The following is a 778-nucleotide window of genomic DNA, read 5'->3' as shown; positions in this document are numbered from 1 at the left end:
GTGCGGCCGCGCGGGCCCGCGAGCCGGTCCCGCCGGGACAGCGCCGCGTGCCGCCGGCGAGCACCGGGCAGCCCCTCGCGGACGACGAGGTCCTGCGCCTCTTCGACGCGCTGCGGCGCGATCCCTCGCTGCGGTTCAGCGACGCCGGCCGCAGCGTCCTGAGGGTCCTCGACGCCTGCGCCGTGATCGCCCGCGACGGCGGCCGCATCGCCGCCACGGTCCCGCCCCACTGCCGCGAGTCCCTGGCCCAACTCGCCCACGGCTACGCCGGCATCTGGAACCGGCTCGCGCACGACCTGACCGGCGGCGAGAGCGAGCGGATCGCCTCACTGGGGGCCTGAGCACATCGAAGGGGGGATGGCCATGGACAGGGTGCGTCGCACGGACGTCGCCGCGCTGGGACCGCTGCTCGGAGACTGGCGCGCCGACGGCGACGGCGCCGGCAGCGCGTACCGGCGCCTGGCGGCGGCCCTGCGCGGTCTCGTCCGCGACGGCAGCATCCCGTCCGGCACCCGCCTGCCGGCCGAACGCCGGCTGGCCGCAGCCCTGGCCGTCAGCCGCACCACGGTCACGGCCGCCTACGGCCTCCTCCGCGCCACAGGCCACGCCGAAAGCCACCACGGCTCGGGCACGTACGCGGTCCTCCCGCCTCCGCCCCGTCGGCTCCCGGCCCAGCGGATGCCGGGGGCGGGGGAGGCGGGACGGGTGTCTCTGGGGGCCGGGCCGGTGAAGGGCGTGGGCTCCGTGGCCGTATCAGGGAGGGCACTGCCCACATCCC

1 protein-coding gene and 1 pseudogene are annotated in these 778 nt (G+C 77.9%); both read left to right on the top strand.

The window, feature by feature from the left end; all coding sequences use genetic code 11:
• Positions 1-341: pseudogene (locus tag M8J74_RS43015) on the top strand (transcriptional regulator); the annotation flags it as partial.
• Between the two features lie 22 nt (positions 342-363).
• Positions 364-778, top strand: a 415-nt coding sequence (locus M8J74_RS43010) for a GntR family transcriptional regulator (RefSeq protein ID WP_249841605.1), incomplete at its 3' end; no start/stop codon positions are given.

It is taken from the genome of Streptomyces panaciradicis, assembly GCF_023516615.1.
Classification (GTDB): domain Bacteria; phylum Actinomycetota; class Actinomycetes; order Streptomycetales; family Streptomycetaceae; genus Streptomyces; species Streptomyces panaciradicis.
Note: the sequence above shows the minus strand (reverse complement) of the source record. Positions and strands in the feature narration are given on the sequence as shown.